The sequence below is a fragment of the Arenibacter hampyeongensis genome, from assembly GCF_002909255.1.
Classification (GTDB): Bacteria; Bacteroidota; Bacteroidia; order Flavobacteriales; family Flavobacteriaceae; genus Arenibacter; species Arenibacter hampyeongensis.
In genome coordinates, this window is the sequence record NZ_PIOB01000020.1 from 1 (window position 1) to 24,753 (window position 24,753).

Genomic DNA, 24,753 nt, shown 5'->3' on the forward strand with positions numbered 1-24,753 from the left:
CGTCATTGTTTATCGTGCCCGTGGCCGTGGCCGTGCCTATGGTATAGCCCGCACTGGCCGCGCTGAGCGTAACCGTAAAGGTCTCGTTCGGCTCCACAGTGGTGTCGCCGCTGACGTTGACCGTAAAGTTGGCCGTAGCCGAACCCGCCGCAAAGTTCACCGGGCCACTGGGCAAAGCCCCTCCAAAGTCAGCCGCGTTCGCGCTGCCAGCCGTTACCGTAAAGGTCGCACTGGCCGCGGATGTCGTCGCGCCCGTACGGCTCGCCGTAAACACGAAGGCCGTAGTGCCAGAGTTCCCCTCGGCAAGGGCAACGTCCCCGCCCATGTTCATCACTTCGCTGTCGTCATTGTTTATCGTGCCCGTGGCCGTGGCCGTGCCTATGGTATAGCCCGCACTGGCCGCGCTGAGCGTAACCGTAAAGGTCTCGTTCGGCTCCACCGTGGTGTCCCCGCTCACATTGATCGTGATCGTGGCCGTAGGAGAACCGATGGCAAAGAACACTGGTCCTGTGGGCAAAGTGCCCCCGTCAAAGTCGGCCACATCTGCACTGCCCACTGTGACCGTATAGGTTGCACTCGCAGGCAAGGTGGTTGGACCAGTACGATTAGCCGTAAAAACAAAGGCTGTAGTGCCCGCATTTCCCTCAGACATGGATACGTCTGCGTCCATAGTCATATCTTGAGCATGACCAACAAACCCAACAAACAGGAATGCGCATAAAAAAGCCAAACTTCTCAGGTAGCGTGAAACCAAAAAATTGGAAAGTATATTATATAGGGAAATTATTTTCATAACAGGTTCTTTCATTCAAAGATTTAATTGGGATATGGCCTAACCATTTCCCAAGAAATAGGGAATCAATATTAAGAAAAAATAGCCCACAAGCCTAACAATACAGCTTAAATATGTATTTATCAGATGAATGGCAAAAAACTTATGTCGAGCCCATTTAAGAAAGCTCTGCAGACATGGTTTCAGCTGCAGGATGAATTTTTTTAACCAAGCCTTGGAGCACCTTTCCTGGTCCCACTTCCGTAAACAATGTGGCACCATCGGCTACCATTTGCTGTACACTTTGAGTCCATTTTACAGGGGCCGTCAATTGCGCTATTAAATTTGCCTTTATAGCCTCTGGATCGGTCACCGCAGTGGTAGGTACATTTTGGTAAATGGCACAGCTTGGAGTCTTGAAAATAGTATTTTCTATGGCCGCTGCCAATTCTTCCCTTGCAGGCTCCATTAATGGTGAGTGAAAGGCTCCACCCACTGGCAGTACCAAAGCCCTACGGGCTCCGGCCTCCTTTAATCTTTCGCATGCAATATTAATCGCCTCCACTTCACCCGAGATTACCAATTGACCAGGGCAGTTATAGTTGGCTGGCACCACTATTCCTGGGACTGAAGCGCAAATTTTTTCTACAATGGCATCATCCAATCCCAAAACGGCTGCCATGGTGCTTAGCTGCTTTTCACAGGCTTTCTGCATGGCCATTGCACGTTGGAACACCAGTTTTAATCCATCTTCAAAATTCAGGGCCCCATTGGCCACCAAAGCCGAGAATTCCCCCAAAGAATGCCCGGCCACCATATCCGGTTTAAAACTTGAACCCATAACCTTGCTCATGATTACCGAATGTAAAAAAATAGCGGGCTGGGTAACCTTGGTTTCCTTTAAGTCCTCAGGAGTACCCTCGAACATAAGATCGGTGATGGAAAAATCCAAAATTTCATTGGCGGTTTCAAACATTTTTTGTGCTAAGGGATATTTTTCGTAAAGATCTAATCCCATTCCTACAAATTGTGCGCCTTGACCAGGAAAAATATATGCGTTCATATGTTTGTTTTTATACTAATTAATGCTCGGGCAAAAATAAGACTATTTGTTATAGTGACCTTTTGGATTTTTAACAATTTTTCACAGCCACTACCCTTTAAGTCAATTCGAATCCTTTATTCACTGCAATAAAATAATTATAAATCTCTTTAATCCCAATAATCACTCTTTGAACCAACTTGAATATTTTACGTAATTATTGGCTATTCGCTCTACCTCACCAACACTTAACTCGGTACTGATATCCTTTATTTTTTTAGCTGGCATACCCGCGAATACAGTACCTGAAGGGACACGTGTTCCCTTGGTGACCACAGCACCCGCTGCAATTATACTATTGCTTTCAACAACACAATCGTCCATAACAATACTGCCCATACCTATCAACACATTGTCATGAATAGTGCAGCCGTGCACTATGGCATTGTGTCCTATGGAAACATTATTGCCAATATTGGTGGGCGACTTTAAATAAGTGCAGTGTATAACAGCTCCGTCCTGCACATTCACCTTGTTTCCCATTTTAATATAATGAACATCACCCCTTAAAACCGCATTGAACCAAATACTACATTGGTTTCCCATGCTAACATCACCAACAAGGGTGGCATTCTCCGCTATATAACAATCTTCCCCGATCTGGGGCGATTTACCGTTTATGGTTTTAATCATTCTGATTTTTTTAACTAATTCGCCAGATTTCATTTCCTGACCTTCCATTTTCATCCTAAAGTGGTCAACCTTTATCAGGAACGTACAACTTTAGACTTTAGACTTTAGACTTTAGACTTTAGACTTTAGACTTTAGACTTTAGACTTTAGACAAATTTATGCTATTCGAAATACGATAACAAATTCTTCTTTTTAGAGGCAGATACCATTATTTCCTTGCCATTGGAAACTACAACACTACCACCTTTGCCCCGCTTATATTGGACCACTTCATTAACATTCACCAAATACGACTTATGTATGCGGGCAAATGCATATTCCGTTAAGGCCTCCTCGAAATATTTTAAAGTCTTACTGACCAGAATCTTTTTTTTCTCCAAATACAATTCGGTGTAATTATCATCTGCCTTGCAGTACAAAATATCGGCAACATTGAGCACCTGAAAGCCATCCTGTTGCGGTAGGGTGATCTTACCGTCCACCTTATTGAATTTTGGTGTAAGTATGCGATCTTCCACCGCCTTTTCCTTTTCCCTTATTTCCGTTACATATTCAACCGCCTTTATGAGTTCGTCTATGCTAATGGGCTTCATTAAATAATAAGCCGCATGGGCGTTTAGGGCATCCACGGCGTATTGATTAAATGCGGTGACAAAAACGGTCTCAAAATCACGGTCAGGCAACTGATCTAATAAATCAAAAGCATTGCCAAATGGCATTTCCACATCCAGAAACACCAAATCCAGATCATTCCCTTTGATCAGGGCAAGTCCTTCCGCGATGGTAGCCGCCTCCCCCACCAAACTTACCGCGGGACAATATTTGGCCAAATAATTACGGAGAATTTCCCTGCTATTGACCTCGTCTTCTACAATTATGGCATTTAACTTCATTCTTGGATATTACAACATATTAAAATTCGCGAAGGACCCAGTAACCTGTAACCTAGACGTCTTCTTACTTTTTCAATCCCTCTTAATAGTGAACCGTACCTTGGTGCCCGTACCATTTGCCTCCAGGTCAGAAATAAAAACGTCTACTTTATCCTTATACATATCGTTTAATATTTCTATTCTCTTTTTAATATTCCCCATGCCTTTTGACTTTTGTTTCTTCTGATTTTGAGTCTTAATGGCCGTCGATTTCTTTCTGCCTATTCCATTGTCCGTTATCGAAATTTCTAAGGCATTTTTATCCTTTTGGTTCAGTTCTATTTTTAAAAAACCCTTATCTTCCCTATAACGCAACCCGTGCCATATGGCATTTTCTATATAGGGTTGCAACAGCATAGGCGGGATTTGAAAAGCATCAATATCAATATTTGAATCTATCACAATCTTATAATCGAATTTATCCGTAAAACGGGAATGCTCCAACTTGGTATACAATTCCAACAATTCCAATTCTTTGGACAAGGGAATGAAGTCTTCATCAGAATTTTCCAATACAGCCCGCATTAAAGTAGAAAAATCGCTTAAATACCTATTGGCACTTCTTTCATCGCTTTTAGCAATAAAATTATTTACAGAATTTAGCGCGTTAAATATGAAATGAGGGTTCATTTGAGACCTCAGCGACTTCAGGGCCAATAAATTGTTTGCCAATTTTTGTTGTTTATTGCTCCTGTAAAAAAAGTAGGTGGCCAAGGCCATCAAAAGCATTCCGAAAATCAGGGAATAGATAATCCAATTTTGTCGTTTTATACTTTCTTCCACCAATTGCTGCTCGGTGAGTGCCAGACTGTATTTGCTTTGTGAAAGCTCCCTCTCCTGTTCCAAACCGGAAATTCTGCTTTGTTTGGAGGCAATCTCCCTATTAAAACGCGCAGCTCTGGCTATTTCCTGCTCCTTTCTAACATATAAGGTATCCACAACAGCTACATACTGCTGATAGGTTTCCAAAGCCTTGGTGAAATCGCCCTTATACTTATATACTTCGGACAATTTCCTTGTAGCGTCTTTCTGCACAAACAAATCATCGTCAAGGTCCGCATCCTTAATACTCTCTTCCAAATACGGTATGGCTTCTTCATATTTGTCTTGGGCAATATAGGCGTTGGCTATCTTATAATTTATTCTTTGGGCGGTAATAGTATCGTTTTGATTTAGAGTTCCAGCTACGGGCGACTTTGTTTTGGGTATTTTCTTCAGATCCTCCAAGCTCTTCTTGCGCAATGCTATTTCTTGTCCAAATTGATTTTTTTGATTGTAAAAATCGGCCACCTTCTCCTTTTCCTGTACCGAGCGCTGAGGAGCTTGTTCAGAGGCCATTTTTAGGGAATTATTAAAATAGACATCAGCCTCATGTATCCTGTTTACCTTAGCATATGCCCCAGCTATCTTGGAATTTAAGTCAATGGTCTTTGGTGATATCTGGTTCTTTTCGGCCACGGTAAGCCCTTCATTATAGAAGGCCACGGCTTTGTCCACATCTCCAAGACCTCCATAGGCATCCCCAAGGGATTCGTACAGCTCAACTCTTTGATAGGGAACCATTTTAGGTATTTTGACCAAGGGAGATAAAATTTTCTCCGCCGCTACATAGTCTTTGTTCAAAATATAGGACTGGCCCAACAGCAATGAGGTTTTAAGTGTATTATTCGCCAAAAGGGCGTCCTTATAACTTGAGATGGCCAAATCATACTGTTTATGATACTGATAGACTTCTCCCAAGGTGGTATAGGAAATAGCCAATTCTTCCTTATTGTTGCCTACCCCCAAGTGGGAGATGGATTGGGTAATAAAATCGATGCTTCTCCGAATATCCTTCTTCTTATAAAAATTTGCAGAATCTATATAGCTCCGATACAAAAAGACCGACCTATCCGCTGTCCTGCTCTTGCTTGCCCCAATTTCACCTGTTTTAAAGCTATCTACTAAAATTTCTATATCATTCTTATTTTTTACCAGATAGCGTACGGTTTCCATATCAGGGCTAGCAAACAAAACTTCCTCGCCCATTGTTACTTTTATTATGAATTTACCTCGGGCATTTGTCAGGCTATACTCCCCGCTTTCGGTAGATACCGCTACCCCAGAAATACCTTGGTTGCTTTTCTTTTCCTTAACAATACCCTGTACCTCAAATTGTTCTCCTGTTTGGGATATTTGGGCATAGCCAATGGAACCACCGAACAACATTAAGAAACATATGCAAAAATACTTGGTCATTAGCTTATATAATATAGGATAAACTTAATCGATTTAAATCATATTAAAAAATGCATAATTCCAGCAAACTACACAGATTACTATCAAAAAATAGGCTTTACGAATCCAAAACTCTTGTTGCCTCATTCAGTATAGCCGTTTACTCATTACCGGTTTTATTAGAAATATGTTGCAATTACTTTTAACATATGATTTTACCGGATAAAATCCAAAAAATGAAATTCCGGTGGCTCATAAGACAGTAACAATAGTGGGAACCTGGAACAATCCAACCACTAAAAATAAAAAAAATCAATGTTTAACTTAAATAAAATAGAAATGCAAAACTTAAAACAATTAGCAGTATTGGGTGCAATTATCCTAGGTATGGGCAACAGTTATGGCTCAGACCTAAATTATTTGAACAATAACAATGACCCCATTTTATCCGAAGTGGCCATGGAAGAATCCAAGCCGGCCAATAACCTGGTCAAGATAGCTCTATTGCTCGACACCAGTAATAGTATGGACGGACTCATTAATCAGGCGAAAGCACAATTATGGGATATCGTCAACAAATTTTCCCATGCCAAGTGCGGGAACGATGGTAGACCTCAATTGCAAATAGCACTTTACCAATATGGGAATGATAATTTATCTTCCAGGGAAGGTTTTATTCAACAGGTTTTGGGATTTAGCAGTGATCTGGATGAGATATCCGAAAAATTATTCTCCCTATCTACCAACGGAGGGGAAGAGTATTGTGGACAAGTGATACAAACTTCCTTGAACCAGTTGGACTGGGGTAAAAATCCGGATAATCTAAAAATGATCTTTATTGCTGGCAATGAGCCTTTTACCCAAGGAAAATTAAACTATAAGGATGCAGTCGCCAACGCCAAGGAAAAAGACATTATTATTAATACCATTTTTTGTGGTGCCTACGAGCAAGGCATAAACACCGATTGGAAAAACGGGGCCCAACTAACAGGAGGGGAATATATGGCCATTGACCACAATCGGGAAGTAGTCCATATAAATACTCCCTATGATGATGTAATCATTAGACTAAACGGCAATTTGAACAAAACTTATATTTCCTATGGAGCTTTGGGTGCAGCCAAGATACAACAGCAAAGTGCCCAGGACGACAATGCCATGGAAATGGAAGAGGTTGTTGCCGTAAAAAGAGCAGTTAGCAAATCGTCGCGCCTATATTCCAACTCCTCATGGGATTTAGTGGATGCGTCCAAAGAAAAGGATTTTGATATCTCTAAAATTAAAAAAGAACAATTGCCAATGGAATTACAGGGAAAATCCAAAGCGGAAATTACATCCTATGTAGATGATAAAAAAAGGGAGCGCATGGACATACAAAAAGAAATTCAAGAACTGAATGGTAAAAGGGAAATCTATATTGCCGCACAGCAAAAGGATAACGAAAAAGGTGAATTGGAAAATGCCATGCTTACGGCAATAAAAAAGCAGGCGGCCAAGAAGAATTACAGCTGGGAATAGTAAGTTAAAAAAATTGAGGTCCCTTGTAAAAATCCCCAATACATCCTAAGTTGAAAAAAATGTTCAATAGATCTTTTAGGATCTGTTGAGCATTTTTTTATCTATTGGCAGCATAAACCAGAGCAATATATAAATTACTTTTGTATTTGTATGCGCCTATGCTTAGGTCCATAATTCAACAAAGGCATCAGTAATTAACTGCCGGACATTTACAATCGTATCTTTTCTCTGATTGCCCAAAGTCGTACCCCAAAGTAATTTGATGAAATCCGCCATTATCAAATCTAACATCGCCCATTTGATAGGAATAGTTATAGGACACTAAAAAATTTCTGTAATTTACTCCAACGATTGGAGTTATAAGTTGCAAACGCTGTTCCCCAAAATCCGTGGCAGTCTGGTATTGCGCACCATCAAAGCTTCTTCGGTAAGAAACGCCGCCCCAAACAGTTCCAAAATCCACACTCTTGTAGACCTTTGCATTAATATCTATAGCCTTTTCCTGGGTAAACTCTGTAAACTGAAATAATACCGAAGGCTCAACCTGCCATTCGCTCTTCCCAAATACATAACCAGTAGATACCAAGTATTTTCTTAAGTTGTTGGATTCGATTGCCGAGTATAAATCCCTACCCCGCCCCAATAAATTGTGAATCGCGGCATGGGCGTAGAACTCCATAAAATTGTAGGACATCCCCAAATCCATATTAAAATAGCTAACACTGTTCCTAGTTCCGGTAATAATCGGGTCTGGAATGACCGATACAAACTCCGACTCATCCAAATTACTTTGTTGAATCCCTCCACTTAATCCAAATGAAAGTTGATTAAGACTCCTATAATCCCCACCCAGCCTTAGATGATGTGCGTAGGTGAGCTTTAGCCCCGTTTGGGAATGGTAACCGTTGGCATCATTAAATACTATAGCCCCAAAACCACTACTTTCACCAACCCTTACATGGGCATTCAAAGTTTGTAAATTAGGAGCTTCATCCACATTAAACCATTGCTTTCTAATAGTTGCCCTAATTTTCCCTCCTTCACCTATTCCTGCCATTGAAGGGTATACCAAATAGTAATTATCTGCTAAATAATCAAAATAGACAGGGACGCCTTCTTGCGCAAATGACTGGTAGCCAATCGCAAAAAACGAAAGTAAGATCAATAAATGGTGTTTCATTTAAGATGAGGGGTGAATTAATAACATCGTCCAAATATAAAATATAACGGTTGAAATACTACATTATTATATATGCCATTACTTAGAAAACCTTCGTACTTTTGTAAAAAATATTAAAATGAAGGAGTTTATAATTACCGTAGTACCCACGAAGAATCCGGCGATACTAAAATTTGAAACTAATCATTTCATTACAAAAAATAATAATTACGAATTCAAGAACATAGACGAGGCTAAAAATTCGCCTTTGGCCCAACAATTATTTTACCTTCCTTTCATTAAAACAGTTTACATTTCAGGTAACTTCATTGGCCTTGAACGTTATGATATTGTGGAATGGGACGATGTAAAAGACAGCGTGGCCCAACAGTTGGTAGATTACCTTAATGAAGGAGAACCTGTAGTTAATGAAGATGACAACAAGAAAAAAGTTGCGGTAACGGTTTACGCCGAAGTGACCCCGAATCCATCTGTGATGAAATTTGTTACCAACAAAAAAATAGTTCCCACTACTTTTGAATTCAAGAATATAGATGAGGCCAAAGAATCCTTGTTGGCCAAACAGCTTTTTATGTTACCCTTCGTAAAGGAAGTATTTATTGATGAAAATTATGTTTCAATAAGTAAGTACGAGGTTGCGGAATGGGATGATATCACCCTGGAATTACGTGAAAAAATCAGGGATTTTATTGCGGAAGGTCATGAAGTGGTATCGGCCACAAGCCTTCAAAAGCAAAAAACTGATGCTCCACAAGCCAAATTGGAGGATTCAAATTTGGATGATACATCAAAGCAAATCATCGATATTCTGGAGGAATATGTAAAACCGGCAGTTGCCAGCGATGGTGGCAATATTCTTTTTAAATCATATGAAGCTGAGACAAAAACTGTGAACGTTATATTACAAGGGGCATGTAGCGGTTGCCCTTCGTCTACCTTTACATTAAAAAATGGCATTGAAACAATGCTAAAAAATATGATGGGCGATAAGGTTCAAGAAGTTGTAGCCCTAAACGGCTGATTTTGACACCTTTTAAGCCTTATTCTATGTTTTATTTGTTAACTTTAAGAGAATCTAAAATTATACATTATGGCTATCTTAAAAGTTATCGAAGTACTTGCAAACTCTAACAAAGGATGGGAGGATGCCGCTAAAAAAGCGGTAGAGCAAGCTTCCAAATCGGTTAAAAATATTAGGTCCGTATACATTAATGAACAAAGTGCTACGGTTAAGGATAATAAAATAGACGACTACCGAGTAAATGTCAAAATCACTTTTGAAGTGAATTAATTTTATTCGCATTTCAATCAACAAGCGCCGTTAAAAGGCGCTTTTTTTGTAATAATCATTTTAAATAGCCCACGGTGATTATAATCATTGGTGTTGCCGCTCAAGATTAACAATTGTTTAGTGCTATTAATTTGATAAGGAACTTGAATTTTTATTGCTTTGCAAAAATTTAGAATTACATGAATATAATTAACGATTACGAGAACAATATTACTAACGCTCAAGAATGGGCATGGGAAATTCTGCCCGGCTTGGCAAAGTCAATAGTCACAGCCGTACTGATTTTCATAATAGGACTTTGGATTATTCGATTGATCAATAGAATGGTTAAAAAGTTTTTCGATAAAGCCGATTACGACCCATCCTTGGAAACGTTCCTACAAAGTTTTATCAGTATTGGGTTAAAGTTCATGTTATTTGTTCTGGTAATAACACAGCTGGGCGTACAATCTTCTTCATTGGTAGCCATTATTGGTGCCGCTGGTCTTGCCGTTGGCTTGGCCCTTCAAGGCTCTTTGGCTAATTTTGCTGGCGGAGTACTTCTTTTAGTCTTTAAACCCTTTAAGGTGGGCGATTTTATCTCTGCACAGGGTGTTGACGGTACAGTTAGGGAAATTACAATTTTCACTACCAAATTAAGCACCTTCGGAAATCAAATAGCCATTATACCCAACGGGGAACTCTCCAATAACAACATCATTAATTACAATGCTCAGGACACCAGAAGGGACAAAATTGCAGTTGGCATAGGATACGGCTCCAATATTAAGCTTGCAAAAGATATTTTACTTCAGATTTGTGAAGACAACACAAATATCCTTAAAGATCCGGCACCTGAAGTTTATGTAGCTGAATTGGGGGACAGCTCTGTTAATTTGTCTTTGCGGTTCTGGGCAACTAACGAAGTGTTCTGGGCTGCCCACTTCCATGTGATGGAAGAACTTAAAAATAGGTTTGATGCTTCCGGAATAGAGATTCCATTTCCACAAAGGGTCATACACGATGCGAAGTCCTAGGATTTTTTACCTTGCAACATAAAATCCTTTAAATAATACGGTTCAAAGTAAGCGACATTTTCAAATTCGCTTGCTTTGAACTTTTTATAGGATAATTCGCCCATTTCCAATGCTGTAGGCAATGCAGATTCAAAACTAAAATTGGGATGTTCCAACAAGGCCCTACATTTTTCGGCACCGTCTCCAATCAATAGTACTTTCCCCCTCTGCGCATATTCCAAAAAACTCTCTTTTTGAATTATTTCAGCCTTGACCTCCCTTAGGTTATTACCGTCTGTATCAAAAACTGTGGAATACACCTCCATTCTCCTAGCATCGAGTAAGGGTATTATAAAATCATACTTTTTGCCAAGTCCTTGCTTGGCCAAACTTTCCAGAGTGGATACTGAGATTAGAGGCAGGTCCAATGAAAAACAAAGTCCTTTGGCCGCAGATACTCCAATGCGTAAACCTGTATAGGAGCCAGGGCCCTTGCTTACGGCAATAGCGGATATGTCCTTAAAAGATAAGGAAGCTTCTTTCAAAGCTTCCTGTATAAAAACATGTAATTGTTCTGAATGCGAATAATTGGGGCTGTTATCTTCCTTTAATAAAATTACCTCCCCTTTACTAGCAATACTCACCGAACAATTTGTAGTTGCGGTCTCTAAATTTAAAATCATAGCCATAATAGACTACAAATATAGCCTAATCCAATGTTATAGGTAACCCAAAATAAAACTCCAATACCTTTAACCTAAATATATAATCGTATTTTGTTCTTATTAATATTGCCTCTGCATCATCTACCCTGGATTGTGATTGACTAAAATCGAAGGCGTTCATTAAGCCCACATCAAACTTTTCTCTAGAATACTCATAGGCCAACCTCCTAGCATCCAAGGTTTTTTGTGCCGCTTCGTAGGCCATGGAAAAACTCTTGACATCTACATATGCCTGATTTATATTGGTTTCCAAATCCAATTTATCCTGTTTTAACTGTAACCTTGACCTTTCCACCCCAATCTTGGCCCTCTTAATATTATTCTTAACACTAAACCCATTAAAAACAGGAATATTCAGTTGAAGTCCATATGAGATACCATCTGTTAAATATAACTGATCGGCAAAAGCGATTCTGTTAAAAGTGGTTGGATCTCTAAATTCACTTGAATACCGAGTGCCATAATTAAAGAAAGCCCCCAAAGTTGGATACACTGCTCCTTTGGCAATATCCAAATCCTTAAGTGCCAAATCTACACTGGATAATGAAAGCTTAATATCGTTCCTAAAAGTTACCGCTTTATCAAAGATAAGCTTAGGAGAATTCTCCAAAATATTGGACGGCGGAATTTCAAATTCCTCTTCCGCAATGTCAAAGTTTTCGTAGTCGGTGATTTGAAGTAGTTGCGCAAGGTTGATCCTAGAGATCAATACTTGATTTTCCCCGTTTACGATTTGCTGTTCCTGATTGGCGGCGGTTGCTTCAATTTCCAATAAATCACCTTTTGGGACAACACCTGCTTCTACCAGTTCCTTTGTCCTTTTCAAATCCTGGCCGGTAACAGCATATTGTGCCCTAAAAACCTTAAGAGATTCTTTATTTGAGACAACCTGTAGATAGGAATTTGCCACGGCCAGCATAATATCATCCTTCAAATTATCCAACCTATATTGATTGGCCAAGGCATTTAGTTTGGCCCTGTTCAATCTATGTATACTCCTTAGTCCATCAAAAATATTGACCGAAGAACCAAAGCCTCCTGAGGCCGTTGTAACCGTTCCCGTAACCTGCTGGTTCCTGGATTGATCCAAAACAAGACCAGAATTACCGGTGAGACTTGCATTTACATTAAAATTGGGCAACATATCACCAATAGCATCCGATTTATCTATTTTGGCATTTTCAAGATCAAGTTCAAATTGCTCAATCGTCAAGTTATTTTCAACGGCATAGTACACACATTCTTCCAAGGTCCATTTTTTTTCTTGGGCAGTGATGACACCACAACAGAAAATAAACAAACCTATAATAATCTTAATTTTCATGTTTTGATTGTTTTTGGATTGATTTTCTCCTTTATTTAGCCTCCGCCGTTTCACCTTCTTCTTCAGTACCCTTTTTAATTGGCTCTGTTTTGTTCCACACCTTCACCTTATCATCTTTTGTTATTCCAGAAACAATTTCCACATTAACTCCATCCGATATCCCTATCTCAACATCCTTTCTTTCAAATTTTTGCTCTTCAACCGTACCAACAGCTATCTCTACAAAGGGCTTATCGGTTATTTTATCAAACTGTAAAAGGGCCTCTGGAATTACCATTACGCTATCCTTCTTTTCGAGTACCAATGAGGCATTGGCACTATAACCTGCACGGATCAAAAAGTCATCCTCAACAGTTACATCTCCCTCTATCTTAAACTGAACAGCGCCCGATTCTTCAATACCTTTTGGAGCGATAAACCTAAGTTTGGCATCAAACTTTTTATCGTTTATAGCCCCTAGACTAATCTCAAGTGGCATTCCCAATTCCAATTTTCCAACTTCACCTTCATCTACCTTTCCTTCAAAAATCATGATGCTCAAATCGGCTATGGTAGCAATGGTAGTACCATCATTAAAGTTATTACTTTGAATAACCTGATCTCCTTCTTTCACCGGAATCTCCAGAATTGTACCGGATACGGTTGCCCTAATATTGGTGTTTGCGGTAGCACTACCGCCAGCCGAACCATCCCTAATGATTTGATAATCTGATTGAGCATTTTGTAGTTCCAGTTTAGCTCTATCAAACTGCAATTGCTGGGCATTGAAATCCTGCGAGGATATCACTCCCTTATCAAAGATGGACTTATTCCTGTCGTATTCAATTCTGGTATTGTTCAATGCTATTTCAGCATTTTTCACACGGCCTTTGGCCTGGTTCAATGACTGCTCATTGGGAACCACCTTAATTTTTGCAATTAGGTCGCCCGCATTAACTTTGACACCTTCCTTTAGGAATATTTCGTCGATAATCCCGGAAATCTGTGGTTTTATTTCCACTTCATCCTCGGGCACCACCTTACCTGTTGCCACCGTTTTCTTTTGAATATTGGCTGTAAAAGGATTTTTTGTCTCATAAGTTATGGCCGATTTACTATTGGACTTCACAAAAAAGGCCGCCGCCCAAAGAGCACCTAGTACCAAAATTCCTATTAATACATATTTTACAATCTTGTTCATTTTACTATATATTTATTTGTATTGGTTTGTTTATTCTTCTCTTAAGGCGTCTATTGGTTTTATACTTACGGCTCTTTGTGCAGGTATCAACCCTATCAAAGTTCCAAGAATTACCATAATGGCCAAGGCCCCCAAAACATAGGGTATAGGTACGGTTGGATTGGCATAGGGGAAATCCATGCCTTGGGTCATCTTGTTGATCAAACTTAGTACTCCCGCCCCTAAGATAATGCCCATGACCCCAGCTATCATTGTTAAAAACACCGATTCCAGGATAATTAGGGACCGAACTTCTTTTGGAGTGGCCCCAAGAGCCCGCCTAACGCCCAATTCTTTGGTCCGTTCCTTGACAGATATCAATAAAATATTCCCGATACCTATAACTCCGGCCAAAATTGTAGCAATCCCCACCACTAAGGACATGAAGGTCAATCCCTTCGCAAAGCCGACAATTCTATTAAAAATTTCTCCAAGATTAAAAGACCCAATAGCCCGATCATCTCTGGGATTCACATTATGAATAGTCTTTAGAACCGCTTTTACATTTTCTTCCACCTTAATTACATCCGCATCATCATAGGCCGCAATAGCAAACCAACCCACATTCTCTCCAGTATTGTATAATTTTCTAAATGTAGTATAGGGTATATAAATATCGGAATCACTCTCAAAGCCACCTCCAGGTGTAAACTTATGCACCCCTACTACCTGGAAAAACACATTATCTATTCTAATATAATCACCGATAGGATTATCACTCTTTTCAAACAATTCCTTTTGGGTACGCTCCCCTATAACACAGACTTTTCTAGCGGCTTCTATATCTTCATCATTGATAAATCTACCTCCATCGTATATTTTCTTGGTCGCTATTTTCGTAGAAATGGGATAATCGCCATAGACCGCATAATTCCCCGATTTTCCAGCCCTAATAATTTGAGCCGGACTACCTCCAAAAACACCTTTTACATTTCTAGGGGCGATATATTGAATCTCGGGAATCCTGTTTTTCAATACGGATACATCCTTTAATTTAAGTTGTATCTGTCTTCCTGTTTTATAACCTTTATAGGGCATACTGGTACTTTGTGCCCAGGTGAACATACTGTTCATTGCCACATTTTGAAATTGTTTTTCAAACCCGTTGTTCAGCCCTTGGGCCGCACCTGACAGAACGATATAAATGAATATTCCCCATAATACACCAATCACGGTAATAATGGTCCTAGTCCTATTTTTACCAATAGAACCAAAAATCTCCTGCCATGTATTTGCATCAAATAAAAATCGCATATTATTCGTCTCTTAAGGCTTCAATTGGTTTTATATCTGCTGCTCTTTTTGCCGGAATATATCCTGCAATGGCGCCAAACAGTATCAATACAAATGTTGCACTAATTGCCATTGTAATATCTATATAGGGGTTGGTTATGAAGTAGTCCTTCAATTTTTCTCCCAATGAATTCAAAATAAAAACCCCCAGAAGCATTCCCAGAAAACCTGAAATAGTAGTAATAAAAACTGATTCCAATAGGATAGAACTGATAACTGACTTTGGAGTTGCCCCCAAGGCCTTACGTATGCCCAATTCCTTGGTGCGCTCCTTAACTACGAAAACCATGATATTGCTGATACCTATTATGCCCGCTATAATGGTTCCAAAGGCAACAAAGGCTACTATGATCTGCAAGACCCGGGCAAATTGTTGATTTTGCTTTAACTGGTCCGCAACATTTCTAATAAAGACCCCACTCTGGTCATCTGGACTGATGTACTTCTTCTCCCTAAAAAAACGATCTAAGCTTCTATCCAAGGCCATGGCCCCTGCGTAACCTATCTCTGGCTTGAAAGCAACTATAATTTCATCTATTTTATCATTATTTTTCTCGATGAGCTGTCGTGTAGTATATGGCATGTAAATCAAACGTTCTTCATTATCCCCGCCATCATCCTGAAAAACACCGATAACCATAAAAGCGCTCCCAGCTACATCTATATATTCGCCTATGGAATTATTGTTCCCGAAAAGATCTTGCTCCACGAGCCTTCCTATGACAACATATTTTGATCTATTCTTTAAGTCTTCTTCATTTATAAATCTGCCCTTCATCATTATCGTCTTTTCAGCGTATTGATGGGCAGGAGCAACCGCTCTAGTCGTATAATTATTGGATTCGTTCTTGTATTTCACCAAACCCCCTCTGGAAATCCTTGGAGTGGAATAATCAATGAACATGGTAAAGTTTTTAGCAATGTCCTTCAAATCACTATTATCGAACTCTATGACCCTATTGGATTTATAGCCTTTATACGGCACGGTGGTTCTTCCAGGAAATACATAAAGTACATTGGTGGCATCATCCCCAAAAAACTCATTGAAGGTATTTACCAGGCCATTACCCATCCCAAATAGCACCACAAAAATAAGAATACCCAAGGCCACAGTAAATCCGGACAGGAAGGTCCTGAGTTTGTTCTTTTGGATTGTTTCAAAAATTTCCTTCCAGTTATCCCTACTAAACATATTGGGAAGCTCTAACTTGAGTTATTTTTTTGTCCTCAACAATAACCCCATCCTTTAAATGGACTATCCTTTTACACATGTCCGCTATATCCGGCTCATGTGTAACAATAAGTATGGTATTGCCGTCATCATTTATTTTTTGAATAAGATCCATGACCTCATAAGACGTTGTACTGTCCAAGGCGCCCGTAGGCTCATCTGCCAATAGTACTTTGGGTTCAGCCGCCATAGCCCTCGCTATAGCCACCCTTTGTTTTTGCCCTCCGGATAATTCACTGGGCAAATGGTCCGCCCACTCCCGTAAACCTACTTGCTCCAAATATTTTAAAGCCTTTTCCTGTCTTTCTTTCCTGCCTACTTTTTGGTAGTACAGGGGAAGTGCAACATTTTCCATGGCACTTTTGTAATTGATCAAATTAAAGGATTGAAAAACAAAGCCCAAAAACTTATTCCTATATTGAGCGGCTTTAGTTTCGTTCAAGTTCTTTATAGGTACCCCATCCAAGGTATAGGTACCTTCATCAAGCACGTCCAACATACCCAAGATATTGAGCAAGGTAGACTTCCCAGAACCGGAAGATCCCATAATGGCTACAAGCTCACCCTCTTCAACAGAAAAATTAATACCTTTTAATACGTGAAGGGAATTGCTCCCCATCTTATAGGATTTATGCAGATCTTTAATTTCTATCATGATTTGTTTAATTAGGTGAGTTTACCCGAAAATACGAGTATATGACCAACTATCAATATAATTGTTACATCCGAAGGTGTGAAAATTATGTTAAAAATTTAACCCCTGGGAAAAGTAGGCCTATTTGCCGATCTAATAGGCCCATAACTCCTAGGATGGCCATGACTAGACATTTATCAATTCCTAAGATTTCATCCTTTTATAGATAAAGAAGAACAAACCCGCCACCAATAGGTATGGAACAGCCATTAAATATACTATACCATTGTTAATGCCCTTTGCAGTAGCCTCACTCCCCTCGCTTTCCAAGACCGCCCTGCACATGGCACATTGGGCCTCCGACATATTTGGCAACAATAAAAATGATAAAGTTAAAACCAATGCCAGGTACTGTATCCTAAAATTGGCACGTCCTGCAAAAAAAGAAAATGATTTAGTGTACATAATAGGGAGATATCATTAAATAGACCACTACTCCGGTAACCGCGACATATAACCAAAGTGGAAATGTAATTTTCGCAAGTTTCCTATGTGCCTCATAATTTTTTAAATAGGCCTTTGCATAGGTCCGCAATACTAAAGGTATAATTACAATGGAAAGTAAAATATGGGTAATCAAAATAAAGAAATAAATATACTTAACAACTCCTTCGCCTCCAAATGAAGTAGAATCCGAAGTCATGTGATAGGCCACATACATAATTAGAAATGCGAGGGACAATAAAACACAGCTGGTCATTAGCTTTTGATGCAGCTCCAACCTCCCATTTTTAACGGCTATGACCGCAATAACTAACAAAATGGCCGTTAATCCATTAACAGATGCATAAATCGGCGGTAAAAAACTCAAAGGTTCCACGTTTGGTAGTTTTACCCCAAAAAGTATGGCAACAACCAGGGGTATTACAATGGATACCAGGTTGATAATCTTATTGAATTTTTTTTCCATTAGCGCAATTGCATCCATTATTCCTCCAACAATTTTTTAATATCCTCTTTCAGAATTGAAATTTGTTCCTTTTCCCCATGATCATTTTCACCTTCTTCCTCGGTAATGGTTCCACGGTAGTAAACGATCGGGTTTCCAAAGTTATCCACCCTAGAGCGTATATAGCCTTTTTTATCTACCAAAGCAAAAAGGCCTGCATGTTCAAACCCGCCTTCAGCAGCCGGAACTTCAGCTGCAAAAATGCTAAATCCAGTATTGGCCAAGGTATAAATGTCGTTTAGGTTCCCAGTTAACAAATGCCAGTCCATGTTGGTTATCCCATATTCTTCGGCATACTCCTTCAATACTTCCGGTGTATCATAATCGGGGTTTATCGTAAATGAAGCAACCCCTAAATTTTGAATACCTTTAAACTCATCCTGGATCTGCACCAAGTTTTCGTTCATTATTGGACAAATGGTTGGGCATGTTGTAAAAAAGAATTCCACCAGATAAACCTTTCCTTTATAATCGTCATTGGTAATCAGGAGGCTATCTTGGTCCACAAAGGCAAAAGGGGGTACTTTCCTCTTTTTCCCGTTCATTTCCACAAATGCCAATTTCTCATTGGCACTCCTTAGGTTTAACCTATCATTTTGCACTACACTGCCGTCCTTCACCCGATCAATAATTCTCGGAATAAAGATGATTCCAAAAATCAAAATCACCAAAGAAACCCAAACATAGGTGTATTTATTCTTTTGCATTATTTTATCCTGTTGGCATTATTCTTTTTTAGGGCCATACGATATTCGGCCAATATAATCTTAACATCATCCTCCATCTTATTGTTTAAGTCCGCTACCGAGGAGGTATCAAATCCATATTTAACTCCTTCCCCTTCATCATCGTCCCTTCCTCTAAGAGCCCTTTTCTTATCTATTATAAAGACGTAGGGGGTGCCTAGGTCTTTGTCCAAGCTTAGGTTTGTCTTTAGACTGTTGAACATTCCATGAATTTCATTTTCATCTCCAAAAACAAACTTCCATTTGCCCACATCCGCCAATTGTTCCAACTCCTTTTTCAATTTTTCCACACCCAGCTCCGTACCTTTTGGCATTACCATGACAAATTGAAAATCGTCAAATTCATAAAAACGCTTGTAAATTTTCTGGTTCAAATTAAAGGCATTGCCTTTTTTACTTTCCACTTCTTTCCCCAGAAATCCAAGAACGGTAATCTTACCTTCCAAGGAAACGTTATTTGGGACAAATTCCAATTCCGGGACATTCTCGGTCATAGTTCCCAACCTTCCGAAGTTTGTAATCCCCGAAGCAAAAAAAAGATATATCACTATGGGCAAAATAAATAGGGTAACAAGTACAATTGTCTTCTTCATCCAAGATATAAGTTTACTATATTACAGTTAAGACCAAAAAAACATGGTTCCCTTGCAAAATCGGCACAAACCGAATAGGTACAAAAATAAAAAAGACGGTTGTTATACCGTCTTTTTAAGCTGTTAATTATTCGTTAGAAGTTCCACTTTACAAAACCGTCAGTGTAAACGTGGTATATATAATCTGCCTCAAAGAGAAGGATAAAAATAAGATAGGCCACCAAGAATATAGGTGTCCAAACAATGGCTCTTCTCAAAGAGCTCTTCTCATCCCGAAGGTGCATAAAATCCCAAGCAATATAATAGGCCTTTACCAAGGTTAATATGATAAAAATCCAGTTCAAAACCTTCATTCCCAAAAAATGTGAATGGGTCAAAGCGGCCGGCTTTGCAATCCCCAATCCTACTTCAACTATGGTTACCAAAGTTAGGAATATTAGTACACCCCATATTTTTTGGGTATTGGACTTAAACTTTAACAGACCTCTGAATATTTCGAGTTTATGTTCGTGTGCCATTTCTAATTAAATTTTTTTAATGTATTCTTTTAAGTATAAATAATAATTCACAGTAAACTATACCAAGTAGAAGAAGGTAAATACAAATACCCATACCAAATCTACAAAGTGCCAATACAACCCAACCTTTTCTACCATTTCATAATGCCCCCTTCTTTCATAAGTACCAAGAATGACATTAAAAAAGATAATACAGTTGATTATAACACCGGAAAAAACGTGGAAACCGTGAAAACCAGTAATAAAGAAAAAGAAATCGGCAAACAACCTACTGCCATACTCATTGTGCACCAGATTGGCCCCCTCCACTACTAGAACAGCATCATTTAGTTTTTTCATGGTTTCATCCCTTGTCAAAACAGTTTTGTGGCCATCTTCATTTATTAATTCGGTACGTATTAAAACATTCGAATTGGATTTCACCCCTTCTACTATCTCATTTAAGGAATAACTCGGAAGTGTTTCACCTTGATAATACCAAACTCCGTTCTTCTTTTCATGATTCACCCTTTCGCTAGGCAGCGGTTCCGCAAAATCGCGAATTGCCATACGTTCTCCTGAGTCAGCACTCACAAATTGCAATATTCTACCCCCTTTGGTTTCCAAAGCTCCATAATCACCCTTTATAAAGGTAGCCCATTCCCAAGCTTGCGAACCTACGAATATAGCTCCCCCAATGATGGTAAGGAACATAAACCAAATTACTTTTGTCTTTTGTAATTTATGTCCTGCATCGACCGCCAATACCATGGTCACCGATGACATAATCAAAATAAAGGTCATGAATGCTACGTAATACATGGGATAATTCCCATGAAAAAACGGAACGTGGGTAAACACTTCATCGGCAATTGGCCAAGTTTCTATAAACTTAAATCTCGAAAAACCGTATGCAGCAAGAAAGCCAGAAAACGTCAAAGCATCGGAGACAAGAAAAAACCACATCATCAACTTTCCGTAACTTGCACCTAGAGGTTGATTTCCTCCACCCCAGACATTTTCTTCTGTACCCGTAGTAACCGTAGAATCCATAAAACAATTATAGCGTTAATAAAATTTTCACAAATTTACATTTTTTTCGGCTAAACAAAATTTTTGCCTTTTAAAAATGGCAAAAAAAACCCATTCTAAATAAGAGTGACTATATTACTTTCCAAATAGGGCAGAAATAGTCCATATTTAGTTGACGAAATACATAAATAGAATTAGATAAACCCAAAGAATATCTAAAAAATGCCAAAATGTGGCCCCTAGTTCCAAGCCAAGCATTTCTTTGGAAGAATACTTATTTCTCAATTGATTTACAATAACCACCAATAGAGAAATAATCCCGGCAACAACGTGAACAATATGCACTGCCGCTATTAAAAAAACATAGGACATTTTAATATTGCTAGTAGGACCTGTAAAATAATACCCACTTGCCACCATCTGGGAAAATCCATTAAATTGCAATACCACAAAAGCAATTCCCAAGCCCAAGGTCAACAACAACCAATTGGTACAACGCTTCACCTCGTCTTGCTTAATGGCCTTCTTCGCCATGATATAAGTTATACTACTTATAATTATAACCAAAGTACTGATCAAAAACGAAGATGGCAAAGCCAAATCCTTGACCCAATCTTCCCTGGAGCTACTAACAATATAAGCACTGGTCCAACCTGCAAATCCCATTAGCAAGCTGATAATTCCGAACCAGAGCATCATCTTTTTCGCCCTATCGTTCTTTTCCTTTCCTGTCCCTTGTGTTAAGTCCATCCTTATTAAATAAATTTATCGATTACGTATACCACCTGCATCAAGGTGATATAACTTACACTAGCCAACATTAATTTCCTAGCGGAAACGTTATCCCTTTTTTCATACAATCTAAAAGCAAAGATCAACATGACCATACCCATTAAAAAGATGATTACTGCCGCAACAACAGACAATTGTAGTCTTCCTGTAAACCCAAATACCGGAATCACAGAAATAATCATCATCCATATGGTATACATAATTATCTGCAATGCGGTGCCCTTATCCTTTTTACCTGTGGGAAGCATTTTAAAGCCTCCTTTTTTATAGTCCTCATCCAACATCCAACCCAAGGCCCAAAAATGAGGAAACTGCCAAAAAAACTGTATCATAAACAAAGTACCAGGTTCTATCCCAAAGTTATCGGTAGCGGCAACCCATCCCAACATGAATGGAATGGCGCCTGGAAAGGCACCAACAAAGACAGCTAAGGGAGTTTTGGTTTTTAATGGGGTATAGACACTTGTGTACAAAAAAATTGAGATAGCTCCGAACATGGCCGTCTTGGGATTCAGGAAATACAAAGCCACTATCCCCAAAATTGTCATCAGCACGGCAATGGTCATAGCCGTGGCCACTGACATTCTTCCTGCCGGGATAGGCCTATTCTTGGTGCGACTCATTAAAGCATCCAAGTCTTTTTCTATAATTTGGTTGTAGGCATTGGAAGCCCCGACCATACAATATCCACCAAAAGCCAAAAGAAAAACCGATAAATAGTTAATTTCAACGGCCCCCAGAAAATACCCTGCTATGGAAGAAAAAACTACACTGACGGCAAGCCTTGCTTTGGTAATTTCCTTAAAGTCAGCAAAATATTCCGCAATAGAGGTGTTTTTTACTGAACTGACCGCCGTTTTCATTTACATTCTTTAAATGGAGCGCAAAGATACACCTCATTGGAATTTTTTGCAACCAAATAATCATGTTTAATTAATAAACAGTCAAAGCAGCCTTAATTGCAAATAAAATTAAATCCTCAGGGTGTACTTATTACCTATTCCTTAACAAAATTGGCCCGGAATTATCAGGCATAAAAAAATCCTGAGCTTAAGCTCAGGATTTTAAATATTGCGATGTTTTCCAATCTACTATTGTAATTTAAAGGTAATTGGAATACTAAATGGCACACGAACTGCTCTACCTCTTTGTTTTCCTGGAGTCATCTTGGGCAATTTACCTATAATCCTTGCTGCCTCTTCCTCCAAGTTTTTGTCCGGACCTCTCATTCTTACGTTCCCGATACTACCGTCCTTTTGGATTACGAACATTACGTTTACCCTTCCTTGAACTCCCATTTCTTGGGCAATTTCTGGGTAACGGAAGTTTTTACCAATGTGTTTTTGCATCATTGAGTTAAAACAATCCCTCAACTTACTTTTTGGCTCGTTTTCACATCCTGGGAAAATTGGAACATCCTCGATAACCGCAAAAGGCACATCTACATCCTCCTCAATCTCTTCGACCTCAACATCGGCAACTTCTATAACTTCTTCCTCTTGACTGGTTTCAGTAGATTCGATTACAGTCTCTTCCACTTCCTCCTCATCCTCAACAACCTCGATGATTTCGGGAGCAGCTGGTGGTGGTGGTGGTGGTGGAGTTTTAATTTGTTCTGTCATGGGAACTTCTTCATCCAAAGTATCCTCCACATTCATGGTATAATCAAAATTGTTATCGTCGTCATAGGTCTTCCATTCAAAAGCTATATACGTCAACAGCATAACCAGAACAAGACCAATAACGAAATAAAGTCCGCTATTTCTTGTCAAATCTGCCTTAGGATTCTTTTTAAGTTCCATAATTCTTAATTTTTAATGTTCGCTAATTTATATATTTATTTTATCTGTTTAAAACTTTTTGTTAAAAAAAATACAAATAAATTCCAACAGTACACTGGGATCCAAAACATCCCATTCATTTGTTACTACAGGCACTGATTGCTTCAGCGAGTTGGATACCAGCCATCTATCCTTACATATGACCAATAACCAGAAAGTTGTACCCTTTAAATTGGAATACTCTCACAAATTACTCAAAAAAATACTATTTCAACCACTTTAAAGAAGTTTTTCCTGAGAAGATATACTTCACGGCAAGACTTCCAAACAATGCCCCGGAACTATTCGCTAAAACATCCAGCAAATCGGGATCCCTATCAGTAGTAGCTACACCTTGTAACACCTCAACAACTATACCATAAATGATCGCATATACAATTATTTTAGCCAATACTTTTCCCAAAGGAATTTGTTTTCGATTTATTTCCCTAAAAGACAAACAACCTAAAACGGTAAAGCCAAAATAAAAAGTAAAATGGACCAGTTTGTCCAAATGGGGAATAGCTATGGACGGAATGCTATCCTCCTCAAAAGAAAATAAGCTGAGCAATGTAATGAACACCACCCAGCCTATAAATATTATTGTGAAAAAATATTTTTTAAGCACCCACTAGCTCTTTGTAATCGGCATCACTAAGCAAACTCTTTATTTCGGACGAATCACTTAATTTAATTTTAATAATCCAACCGTCGCCATACGGATCCGTATTCACTTTTTCTGGCTCATCCTCAAGTGCCTCATTAAAAGCCACTATTTCCCCACTTAAAGGAAGAAAAAGATCTGAAACGGTTTTTACTGCTTCAACAGTACCAAAAACCTCATCTTTATCCAATGTTTCATCCAAGGTCTCTACTTCTACATAAACAATATCACCAAGTTCACCTTGGGCAAAATCGGTAATGCCCACTATAGCTGTATCGCCCTCTATTCTGACCCATTCATGGTCTTTTGTGTACTTTAAATCTGAAGGTATATTCATTATCTCAATTTGTTAAGGAAACAAATGTAAAAGATTTCTGTTGTTAATCAATAAACTCAATTAAACTTTTTTAAATACTTAAAAGTTTGGGCCTTTTAAGCCAGTCATGGTCGGAAGAAATTCCGACCATTTTTTTATGTTTCAAAATGATCTAATTTCCCTTCACATTTTACGACTATCATAGCAATAGCCAAATT

General features: G+C 39.0%; 27 protein-coding genes. 4 read left to right on the forward strand and 23 right to left on the reverse strand.

The window, feature by feature from the left end:
• The 5 genes from CWD91_RS22250 to CWD91_RS22270 form a co-directional block, all read right to left on the reverse strand.
• On the reverse strand, positions 1 to 808 hold an 808-nt coding region (locus CWD91_RS22250; RefSeq protein WP_205164683.1), incomplete at its 3' end, for a Calx-beta domain-containing protein.
• Between the two features lie 142 nt (positions 809 to 950).
• The gene (fabD, locus tag CWD91_RS22255; protein WP_103443182.1) at positions 951 to 1,835 is read right to left on the reverse strand and encodes an ACP S-malonyltransferase; all 885 of its coding nucleotides are present in this window, start codon (positions 1,833 to 1,835) and stop codon (positions 951 to 953) included.
• Between the two features lie 162 nt (positions 1,836 to 1,997).
• Entirely contained in the window at positions 1,998 to 2,507 is a 510-nt protein-coding gene (locus CWD91_RS22260; RefSeq protein ID WP_103443206.1) for a gamma carbonic anhydrase family protein, read from the reverse strand.
• Positions 2,508 to 2,668: 161 nt separating this feature from the next.
• Complete coding sequence (locus CWD91_RS22265; protein ID WP_103443183.1) at positions 2,669 to 3,400, reverse strand: LytR/AlgR family response regulator transcription factor; 732 nt, start codon at positions 3,398 to 3,400, stop codon at positions 2,669 to 2,671.
• 72 nt (positions 3,401 to 3,472) lie between these two features.
• Complete coding sequence (locus CWD91_RS22270) at positions 3,473 to 5,677, reverse strand: tetratricopeptide repeat-containing sensor histidine kinase (protein ID WP_103443184.1); 2,205 nt, start codon at positions 5,675 to 5,677, stop codon at positions 3,473 to 3,475.
• 318 nt (positions 5,678 to 5,995) lie between these two features.
• Between CWD91_RS22270 and CWD91_RS22275 the strand changes: the two genes are divergently transcribed.
• On the forward strand, positions 5,996 to 7,174 hold the full coding sequence (locus tag CWD91_RS22275; protein WP_103443207.1) for a vWA domain-containing protein: 1,179 nt from the start codon (positions 5,996 to 5,998) through the stop codon (positions 7,172 to 7,174).
• Positions 7,175 to 7,361: 187 nt separating this feature from the next.
• Here CWD91_RS22275 and CWD91_RS22280 read toward each other — a convergent pair whose 3' ends face one another.
• On the reverse strand, positions 7,362 to 8,354 hold the full coding sequence (locus CWD91_RS22280; protein ID WP_103443185.1) for a PorP/SprF family type IX secretion system membrane protein: 993 nt from the start codon (positions 8,352 to 8,354) through the stop codon (positions 7,362 to 7,364).
• Between the two features lie 118 nt (positions 8,355 to 8,472).
• Here CWD91_RS22280 and CWD91_RS22285 point away from each other — a divergent pair, with 118 nt between their 5' ends.
• The 3 genes from CWD91_RS22285 to CWD91_RS22295 all read left to right on the forward strand — a co-directional run bounded on the left by CWD91_RS22285 (position 8,473) and on the right by CWD91_RS22295 (position 10,661).
• Positions 8,473 to 9,375 (forward strand): NifU family protein, encoded by a 903-nt coding sequence (locus CWD91_RS22285; protein WP_103443186.1) that lies wholly within the window; start codon positions 8,473 to 8,475, stop codon positions 9,373 to 9,375.
• Between the two features lie 69 nt (positions 9,376 to 9,444).
• Positions 9,445 to 9,645, forward strand: coding sequence for a dodecin family protein (locus CWD91_RS22290; protein WP_103443187.1), 201 nt, complete (start codon positions 9,445 to 9,447; stop codon positions 9,643 to 9,645).
• A gap of 179 nt (positions 9,646 to 9,824) precedes the next feature.
• On the forward strand, positions 9,825 to 10,661 hold the full coding sequence (locus tag CWD91_RS22295; protein ID WP_103443188.1) for a mechanosensitive ion channel family protein: 837 nt from the start codon (positions 9,825 to 9,827) through the stop codon (positions 10,659 to 10,661).
• Here the strand turns inward: CWD91_RS22295 and tsaB are convergent.
• From tsaB to gcvH, 17 genes are all read right to left on the reverse strand, one after another.
• Complete coding sequence (gene tsaB / locus CWD91_RS22300) at positions 10,658 to 11,329, reverse strand: tRNA (adenosine(37)-N6)-threonylcarbamoyltransferase complex dimerization subunit type 1 TsaB (protein WP_103443189.1); 672 nt, start codon at positions 11,327 to 11,329, stop codon at positions 10,658 to 10,660. The two genes, CWD91_RS22295 and tsaB, sit on opposite strands and share 4 nt — an antisense overlap.
• Positions 11,330 to 11,348: 19 nt before the next feature.
• Positions 11,349 to 12,689, reverse strand: a complete 1,341-nt coding sequence (locus CWD91_RS22305) for a TolC family protein (RefSeq protein WP_103443208.1) — start codon at positions 12,687 to 12,689, stop codon at positions 11,349 to 11,351.
• Positions 12,690 to 12,720: 31 nt separating this feature from the next.
• A complete protein-coding gene (locus CWD91_RS22310) occupies positions 12,721 to 13,869 on the reverse strand; it encodes an efflux RND transporter periplasmic adaptor subunit (RefSeq protein ID WP_103443190.1) in 1,149 nt (382 codons plus the stop codon).
• Between the two features lie 30 nt (positions 13,870 to 13,899).
• Complete coding sequence (locus CWD91_RS22315; protein ID WP_103443191.1) at positions 13,900 to 15,162, reverse strand: ABC transporter permease; 1,263 nt, start codon at positions 15,160 to 15,162, stop codon at positions 13,900 to 13,902.
• Between the two features lies 1 nt (position 15,163).
• Positions 15,164 to 16,393 carry an ABC transporter permease gene (locus tag CWD91_RS22320; RefSeq protein ID WP_103443192.1) on the reverse strand — a complete coding sequence of 410 codons (1,230 nt, stop codon included), beginning with the start codon at positions 16,391 to 16,393 and terminating at the stop codon, positions 15,164 to 15,166.
• Complete coding sequence (locus CWD91_RS22325; RefSeq protein ID WP_103443193.1) at positions 16,386 to 17,087, reverse strand: ABC transporter ATP-binding protein; 702 nt, start codon at positions 17,085 to 17,087, stop codon at positions 16,386 to 16,388. Before CWD91_RS22325 ends, CWD91_RS22320 begins: the two co-directional genes overlap by 8 nt.
• 183 nt (positions 17,088 to 17,270) lie before the next feature.
• The gene (locus tag CWD91_RS22330; RefSeq protein WP_103443194.1) at positions 17,271 to 17,531 is read right to left on the reverse strand and encodes a hypothetical protein; all 261 of its coding nucleotides are present in this window, start codon (positions 17,529 to 17,531) and stop codon (positions 17,271 to 17,273) included.
• A complete protein-coding gene (locus CWD91_RS22335; protein ID WP_103443195.1) occupies positions 17,521 to 18,054 on the reverse strand; it encodes a DUF420 domain-containing protein in 534 nt (177 codons plus the stop codon). The genes CWD91_RS22330 and CWD91_RS22335 overlap by 11 nt, the downstream gene beginning before the upstream one ends.
• Positions 18,054 to 18,782: an SCO family protein gene (locus tag CWD91_RS22340; protein ID WP_103443196.1), complete on the reverse strand. Its 729-nt coding sequence runs from the start codon at positions 18,780 to 18,782 to the stop codon at positions 18,054 to 18,056. The genes CWD91_RS22335 and CWD91_RS22340 overlap by 1 nt, the downstream gene beginning before the upstream one ends.
• A complete protein-coding gene (locus tag CWD91_RS22345) occupies positions 18,782 to 19,414 on the reverse strand; it encodes a hypothetical protein (RefSeq protein ID WP_103443197.1) in 633 nt (210 codons plus the stop codon). The genes CWD91_RS22340 and CWD91_RS22345 overlap by 1 nt, the downstream gene beginning before the upstream one ends.
• A 134-nt stretch (positions 19,415 to 19,548) precedes the next feature.
• Positions 19,549 to 19,932 carry a cytochrome C oxidase subunit IV family protein gene (locus CWD91_RS22350; protein ID WP_103443198.1) on the reverse strand — a complete coding sequence of 128 codons (384 nt, stop codon included), beginning with the start codon at positions 19,930 to 19,932 and terminating at the stop codon, positions 19,549 to 19,551.
• A gap of 57 nt (positions 19,933 to 19,989) precedes the next feature.
• On the reverse strand, positions 19,990 to 20,964 hold the full coding sequence (locus tag CWD91_RS22355) for a cytochrome c oxidase subunit 3 (protein ID WP_103443199.1): 975 nt from the start codon (positions 20,962 to 20,964) through the stop codon (positions 19,990 to 19,992).
• A gap of 147 nt (positions 20,965 to 21,111) precedes the next feature.
• Complete coding sequence (locus CWD91_RS22360; protein ID WP_103443200.1) at positions 21,112 to 21,693, reverse strand: cytochrome c oxidase subunit 3; 582 nt, start codon at positions 21,691 to 21,693, stop codon at positions 21,112 to 21,114.
• A gap of 5 nt (positions 21,694 to 21,698) precedes the next feature.
• On the reverse strand, positions 21,699 to 22,598 hold the full coding sequence (cyoE, locus tag CWD91_RS22365) for a heme o synthase (RefSeq protein WP_103443201.1): 900 nt from the start codon (positions 22,596 to 22,598) through the stop codon (positions 21,699 to 21,701).
• A 228-nt stretch (positions 22,599 to 22,826) separates the two neighbouring features.
• Positions 22,827 to 23,537, reverse strand: coding sequence for an energy transducer TonB (locus tag CWD91_RS22370; protein ID WP_103443202.1), 711 nt, complete (start codon positions 23,535 to 23,537; stop codon positions 22,827 to 22,829).
• Between the two features lie 244 nt (positions 23,538 to 23,781).
• Complete coding sequence (locus CWD91_RS22380) at positions 23,782 to 24,183, reverse strand: VanZ family protein (RefSeq protein WP_103443204.1); 402 nt, start codon at positions 24,181 to 24,183, stop codon at positions 23,782 to 23,784.
• Positions 24,176 to 24,556 (reverse strand): glycine cleavage system protein GcvH, encoded by a 381-nt coding sequence (gene gcvH, locus CWD91_RS22385; protein ID WP_103443205.1) that lies wholly within the window; start codon positions 24,554 to 24,556, stop codon positions 24,176 to 24,178. Before gcvH ends, CWD91_RS22380 begins: the two co-directional genes overlap by 8 nt.
• Positions 24,557 to 24,753: the final 197 nt, after the last annotated feature.